The 6568-nt window shown below is 69.2% G+C and carries 3 protein-coding genes and 1 tRNA gene; 2 read left to right on the plus strand and 2 right to left on the minus strand.

Annotated features, from left to right (window positions below; all coding sequences use genetic code 11):
* Positions 1-16 precede the first annotated feature (16 nt).
* Positions 17-1525 carry a chromosomal replication initiator protein DnaA gene (dnaA, locus tag Q0309_RS09235; protein WP_299439830.1) on the minus strand — a complete coding sequence of 503 codons (1509 nt, stop codon included), beginning with the start codon at positions 1523-1525 and terminating at the stop codon, positions 17-19.
* A 1055-nt stretch (positions 1526-2580) separates the two neighbouring features.
* Between dnaA and Q0309_RS09240 the strand changes: the two genes are divergently transcribed.
* Positions 2581-5154 carry a TIGR02302 family protein gene (locus Q0309_RS09240; protein WP_299439832.1) on the plus strand — a complete coding sequence of 858 codons (2574 nt, stop codon included), beginning with the start codon at positions 2581-2583 and terminating at the stop codon, positions 5152-5154.
* A gap of 316 nt (positions 5155-5470) precedes the next feature.
* A tRNA-Lys gene (locus Q0309_RS09245) sits at positions 5471-5546 on the plus strand.
* 255 nt (positions 5547-5801) lie between these two features.
* On the opposite strand, the gene Q0309_RS18620 is transcribed toward Q0309_RS09245, so the two are convergent.
* The gene (locus Q0309_RS18620) at positions 5802-6047 is read right to left on the minus strand and encodes a DUF3363 domain-containing protein (RefSeq protein ID WP_366940584.1); all 246 of its coding nucleotides are present in this window, start codon (positions 6045-6047) and stop codon (positions 5802-5804) included.
* Between the last annotated feature and the right edge of the window lie 521 nt (positions 6048-6568).

A 6568-nucleotide genomic window follows, 5' to 3' on the forward strand; every position in this document is an offset into this window, starting at 1 on the left:
GCCGACCGCGCCCCCCTCAGTTCTCCAGCATCCGCCGCAGCAGGTCCACGTTCTCGGCGAAGGCGGCGTCGGTCTGGCACAACTCCTCGACCTTCTTGACCGCGTGCATGACGGTGGTGTGATCGCGGCCGCCGAACTTGCGGCCGATCTCCGGCAGCGAGCGCTGGGTGAGCTGCTTGGACAGGTACATGGCCACCTGGCGCGGCCGGGCCACCGAGCGGCTGCGCCGTGCCGACGACATGTCGGCGACGCGCACGTTGTAGTGTTCGGCGACCTTCTTCTGGATTTCCTCGATGGTCAGGCGGCGGTCGTGCGTGCGCAGCAGGTCGTGCAACACCTCGCGCGTCGTCTCCAGCGTGATCGGCCGACCGACCAGCTGCGCGTGGGCCACCAGCCGGGTGAGCGCGCCTTCGACCTCGCGGCCGTTGGAGACGATCTTGTGGGCGATGAACTCCAGCACCTTCGGCGGCACCTCGGCGCCCAGGTGATCGGCCTTCGAGGCCAGGATCGCGAGCCGCAGTTCATAGGTCGTCGGGTGCAGGTCGGCCACCAGCCCCATGGACAGCCGCGAGCGCAGGCGGTTGCCGATTTCCTCCAGGTCGTTGGGGGACTTGTCGGCGGACAGCACGATCTGCCGCCCCTGGTCCACCAGCGCGTTGAAGGTGTGGAAGAACTCCTCCTGCGTCGAGTCCTTGCCGCTGATGAACTGAACGTCGTCGATCATCAGCACGTCCACGGAGCGGAACTGTTCCTTGAACGAGATGGTGTCCTGCATCCGCAAGGCGCGAATGAAGCTGTACATGAACTTCTCGGCCGACAGATAGGCCACGCGCCGGTGCGGGTGGGCCTCGCGAATCTGGTGGGCGATGGCGTGCATCAGGTGCGTCTTGCCCAGCCCGACGCCGCCGTAAAGGAAGAGCGGGTTGAACGGCACGAGTTCCGAATCGGCCACCCGCTGGGCGGCGGCGTAGGCAAACTCGTTCGGCTTGCCTGTCACGAAACGGTCAAACGTGTAACGCGGATCGAGCGGGGCCGAGAACACTTCGCCGACGGGACGCTCGGCGGCGGCGTCGAGAACCGGCCGTGCCGGGGAGTCGCTGGCCGTGCTCCAGCGCGAGCTGCCATTCCCGCGGCCGTTGCCCCGGGCGGTTCCGGCCGGCGCGGACGTCGGCGGAGCGGCCTCGTCGTCATCGGCCCCATTGGCGCCGTCGGTGGCCTTCTCGTCGCCGACCGCCATCGCGGCCGCGTCCGTGGTCAGCACCACGAACCGCACCGACCGCCCCCCCGGATCCGAGCCCGACCACAGCGCGCGGATGCGATCCGCGTAATGGGTCATGACCCAATCGCGCATGAACCGCGTCGGCAACCCGAGTGTCACCTCGCTGTCATCTCGCGCGGTGACGGTCATGGGTTTCACCCAGCTGTTGTACGCGGCGGTTCCGAATTCGCGTCGCAACTGCCGCCGCACGCGATCCCACAATGTGCTGATATCCATGTCCGACACGGTGACGCCCATCCTCGTCATCGTCGGGCTCCGAGCGAAGCCCTTGTTTTGTTTAATGCCTGAGGTCGCGACACAGAAGCTTCACGTCCCGGCGGCTGCCGCCTGCGCCCCTGGCGCGGCACACCACCCCGTGGCCCACCGAAGACCGAGGCCACGCCCCCCTGTTCTTTTTGTGTTCATGCGTCAGGCCCGCCCAAAGGTGCCCCGAACCGTGATCCGGCATCAAGGCGGAACCCAACCGACCGCGTCTCCGAACCTGCGGCCTCTACCAAACCGCACCCTAAAATCAAACTTGAAACACGAAAGACACAAACCAATAAAAACAGCAAACAACGCAATAAAAACCATAACACAACCGAAATATTCGCAAGACCCGCTAAGAATGATTTCGAGCATCGTAACGCTCGATAACAGCCTCGCTTGCTTCTTTCCGATTTCGCTTACGGATCATTTCCGGCGATGTCCAAGAGACTACCCGCCTCCCTCCCGGCAGGCAACGTGATCGAAACAGGAACAGAGAGAATTCTTTGGGGATTGACGCCATATGTTGCATGGCGCAAGCTCAAACATACAAAATGATGTGCCTTACCCTCCAGAGCCCATCGCCTGACCTGTCTCCAGGCCGAAGAACCGCCCGTCTTTCGAGCCCTTAAGTCGTTTTCCTGTGACAGCATCCTCAGACGCGCCCGCAGCGCCGATGATTCCCAAGCGTCCTCCCAAAAAGATTGATTTTTCGCTGAAATATCGCCTCAGCCGTTTGCCAGCCGCGCCTGAAGAATCGGCAGTGTCACCCGCCTCACATGTATCACGCGGCCACCGCCGCGCCGATTTCCCGGCCCCCTCATATGGACAGCCCGAACGGCCGTGGCCATGTTCAAGAGCGGACCGGCTGGCCCGTGGCCGCCCTCCGCCGGTCCGGCGTCATCCGGGTGCGACGGAGTCGCCCAGACCGAACCCGTCAGACGGGATGTGCCATGACACCGCCGCGACCGAGTCCCGGGAGTTCCGCTCGCCCCGCCTTTCGCCGCGCCCAGGGCCATGCCGGGCGCGATTTCGGCTTCAGACAGCGGTGGGCCGTGGCGTTGTCCCGCCTCGCCCTGACCGGCGAGCGGGCCGCCCAACGCCTGTGGCCGGCGGCCAGTCTGGTCGGAGTCGTGCTGGCGATTTTGCTGTCCGGCCTTCTGCCGGCATTACCGTGGTGGGCGCACCTTGGGGCTCTGCTCGGCCTGGCCACCATCGTTGCGCTGGCCCTCGCGCACGGACTGAGGGGCTGGCGCTGGCCCACCCGGCGCGCCGCGCTACGCCGCCTGGAAGCGACGGCGCCGCCCGGCTATCGCCCGGCGTCGGAAACCGCCGACCGCTTGGCCCTCGGCGCCGGCGACCCGCTCTCGCGCGCCCTCTGGCGCCACCACCAGGCCACCCTGCGAACACAGGGCCGCGGCCTGCGCGTGATGCCGCCGCGTCCCGGGCTGGCGCGGCGAGACCCCCGCGCGTTCCGGATTCTGTCGCTGCTGGTGCTGGCGGTGGCGCTGGTCGCCGCCGGGCCGGAGTCGCTGGACCGCCTGGCCCGCGCGCTCACGCCCGGCTTGGGCGGGCCGGCCGCGCCGGTGCTGGCCCAGGTGTGGATCACGCCGCCGGAGTATACCGGGCAGCCGCCGGTGATGCTGGAGACCGGCTCTGGCCCGGACGACAACGGCGGCGGCGCGGACGAGGGCCGGGTCGGCACGCCCTCTGCCGTGCTCGGGACGGCCCCGGACGCGGCGCCCCTGGCCATCCCGGCCGGCGCCGAGGTCGTGACGCTGCTGCGCGGCGGGTCGGGCCAAGGCCGGGTCGACTTCGGCGCCTCCGGCCCGCCCCGCGATCTGGAGCCCGCCGGCGAGGGCGGCCAGAGCCTGACCACGGCCCTGCCGGACGCCGCCGCGCGGATCCGCCTGACCCAACGCGGCCACACCATCTTGGACCAGCCCCTGCTGGTGGTGCCCGACCGGCCGCCGCGCGTCGCCTGGACCGCCCTCCCGCGCGCGGAGTCGCGTGGCCGCCTCGGCCTGGCCTACCGGCCCCGCGACGATCATGGTGTGACCGCCGTCGTGCTGCAGATCCGGGCCGCAAGCGACCAAGTGCTGGGCGCGCCTGTGGACCTGGACCTGCCGCCCGGTGAGGACGGCGCGGAGCAAATTGAAACCCGCGACCTGAGCGCCCATCCCTGGGCCGGCACAACGGTCACCGTGCGTCTGCAGGCCAAGGACGGCGCCGGCCAGGTGGGTCTCAGCGAGCCCGTCTCCATCCTGCTGCCGGCGCGGCGCTTTTCCCACCCGGTCGCGCAGGCCGTGGTGGATGCCCGCCGCCACCTCGTCGTCCACCCCGAACGCGCCCGGCCGGTGGGGGCGCGACTGTCCGCCATGGCCGAGGACTACGCGTCCCGAGACGAGTCGCTGGCGGTCTATTTGACACTTAAGGCGGCGGCGGCGCGCCTGCTGCGCCGCGACCTCGGCCGCGCCGTGGACGCGGACCTTGAACTGCTCTGGTCCATCGCCCTGGCCATCGAGGACGGCACTCTCACCCTGGCCCGGCGCGACTTGCGCGAGGCGCGCGAGGCGCTGCGCGAGGCGCTCGACCAGGGCGCCCCCCGCGAGGAGATCCAGCGCCGGCTCGACCAGCTCCGCGAGGCCATGGACCGCCTGATGCAGGCCCTGGCCGAGGCCATGCCGCTGGCCGACATGCCCCTGATGGCCATGCCCGACGGGGCCGACCTGATGACGCCCCAGGACCTCGAGCATATGCTCAACCGCCTCGGCGACCTCTCCGACCTGGGCGCCGACGACGCCGCGCAGGCGCTGCTGGACCAATTGGACGCGATGCTGCGGCAGCTCGAATCCGCCCGCCCCCCCACCGCCGCCGAACGCCGCGCCATGGCCGAGGCGGCCGAGATGATGGACCGTCTGCGCGACGTGGTGACACGCCAACAGGCGCTGCTGGACGAGACCTTTCGTCAGGGGCAGGAGAGCACGGGCGCCACGCCTCCGCGCTGGCCCGACCGACCGCCGGAGGCCCGGCGCCAACCCGGCGAATCGCTGGAGGACTGGTTCCGCCGCCAGCCGCCGCTGAGCAACCAGGCGCCGGCGCCGCGCGCAACCCCGGAAACCCAACGCCTGGGCGAGCAACAGCGCGCCCTCCGCCGCGCGTTGGAAGACCTGATGACCGACCTCGGCGAGCGTCTGGGCCGCATCCCCGGCGCCCTCGGCGAGGCCAATATGGCCATGCGCGATGCCGAGCAGGCGCTGGCCGAGGGCCGCGCCGACGCGGCGGCACGAGCCCAGGGGCGAGCGCTGGACGCGCTGACCCGGGGCCAGGGCCAGGCCATGGGCCAGATGATGGGCCAGCCGGGGTCCGGTGGCGCGGGCTTTGGCATGATCCCGGCGCGGCCGGGACCAGGCGGCGTTCCCGGCTTTCCGGGACCGCGTCCGGGCTTTGGCCGCGACCCGTTCAATCGCCCGATGGGCGCGGCGGACGACGGCTCGGTCGAGGTGCCGAGCGAGCCCGACACGCAACGCGCCCACGACATCCTGCGCGAGTTGCGCCGTCGCGCCAACGAGCCCGACCGCCCGACCCCGGAACGGCGGTTCCTTGACCGACTGATGGATGCGTTCTGACGCCGGCCGGAGACGACCGCATTGGGATGAGAGCCGTGCCGCAGTCTCCAGGGACTTGGGACCGGCATCGCCACACGGTCCCCGGGCGTGCTAAGGGCGCCCGAATGCACATCCGCTTCGCGACCAAGCAGTGCTAGGCCGGCCGTCGAGCGCGCCCTACACCCTGACGCGGGTGTCGCCGGCCCCCGCCGTCGGGCCAAGCTCAATCCGAGGCCTGCTGTCGTGCCGGCAAGGGGCTTGCATTCCCCCGGCCGGACTGCTATTGAGCCCTCCCTCCCGACGGCGGTCACTGGCTGGATCGGCACCCGGGGTGTATGGGCGCATAGCTCAGTTGGTAGAGCAGCTGACTCTTAATCAGCGGGTCCAAGGTTCGAGTCCTTGTGCGCCCACCAATGAAATCAAGGCCTTATGGTCCAGAACGGCGCCCCTCGGGGCGCCGTTTTTCGTTAAAGGTACCATCCTAGGTACCATCCGACACACAAGGTTTTGGTGGCGCCGTCAGGGAGCCAAGAGCGTGCTCGAGCGTAACTGCGTCGCTTCCGAAGCGCCTTACCGCCGTCGATTTCTCCGGGGGAGCCGAGGTTTGCCCTGCCGTACCTCGGCGTTGGGCGCGTCCAACGCCTCAAACAGGGCGTCCGGTACACGCGTCATCTCGCACCGGCGCAGGGTGGTAAGCAGGTCGCGCTGGAGGGGGATCCACTCCGCCTCGTCCCGGCCCACCCCTGATCCAACAGCCAGCGGGTGTGGTGCCACCGAGCCACCGGGACATCGCGGCCGAAGCCGGCCTTGCGTGTCGCCTCCGAGGCGTTGGTGGCGAAGTCGCCGCCCAGCCAGGCGGTGCCGCCGGTCTCGACCTGCTGCTCGAGTGACAACGACGATAGCATGCCGACCATATGAGCGCAGTGCGTGCCCGATCCGTTCGTGCGCGGCGACGCGGTCCAGATGGTCGGAGCCTATCACCCAGGTTCCATCCGCTTGTCGCTCGACGGCCCCGGTGGCGCGGCGGATGGTCTCCCGGTGACGATCAAAGGGATTCGGGCCGGAAGGCGTTCGCCGTAGAGTTTATCCCTTGGTCAGACCAGAATAACGGCCATCCCTCCGTCCCGACCTACCAGCCGCTTGGCCGTTGGTCGAAGGGCGGGTCAAGGATGGCGCCAAGCCACCGCGCGGAGCGCGGCGTGTCCTTGACCGGGCCGAGACCAATGGCAGGCTGGCGAGGGTCGGGGCGTGGAGCCGGTACGGCTCCTTGATTCTTGTACTACCTGGGTCGGTTCGTATGCGACCGCGCGGTTCAGGCCGTCGGAGCCGATGGCACCGGTGCCATCCAATTGGTGCTCCGCTGTACCGGTGGCGCGGCGGTCCCTCTGTGCCAACGATCATGAGACAGCTGCCCCCCACACGTTTAGACTTGAGG

Origin of the sequence: uncultured Rhodospira sp. (assembly GCF_937138205.1) — a bacterium.
Classification (GTDB): Bacteria; Pseudomonadota; Alphaproteobacteria; order Rhodospirillales; family Rhodospirillaceae; genus Rhodospira.

What these genes read in the sequence shown, in the direction of transcription:
- dnaA (WP_299439830.1), bottom strand. Translation starts at nt 1,525, where the DNA reads ATGACGAGGATGGGCGTCACCGTGTCGGACATGGATATCAGCACATTG.
- Q0309_RS18620 (WP_366940584.1), bottom strand. Translation starts at nt 6,047, where the DNA reads ATGGTCGGCATGCTATCGTCGTTGTCACTCGAGCAGCAGGTCGAGACC.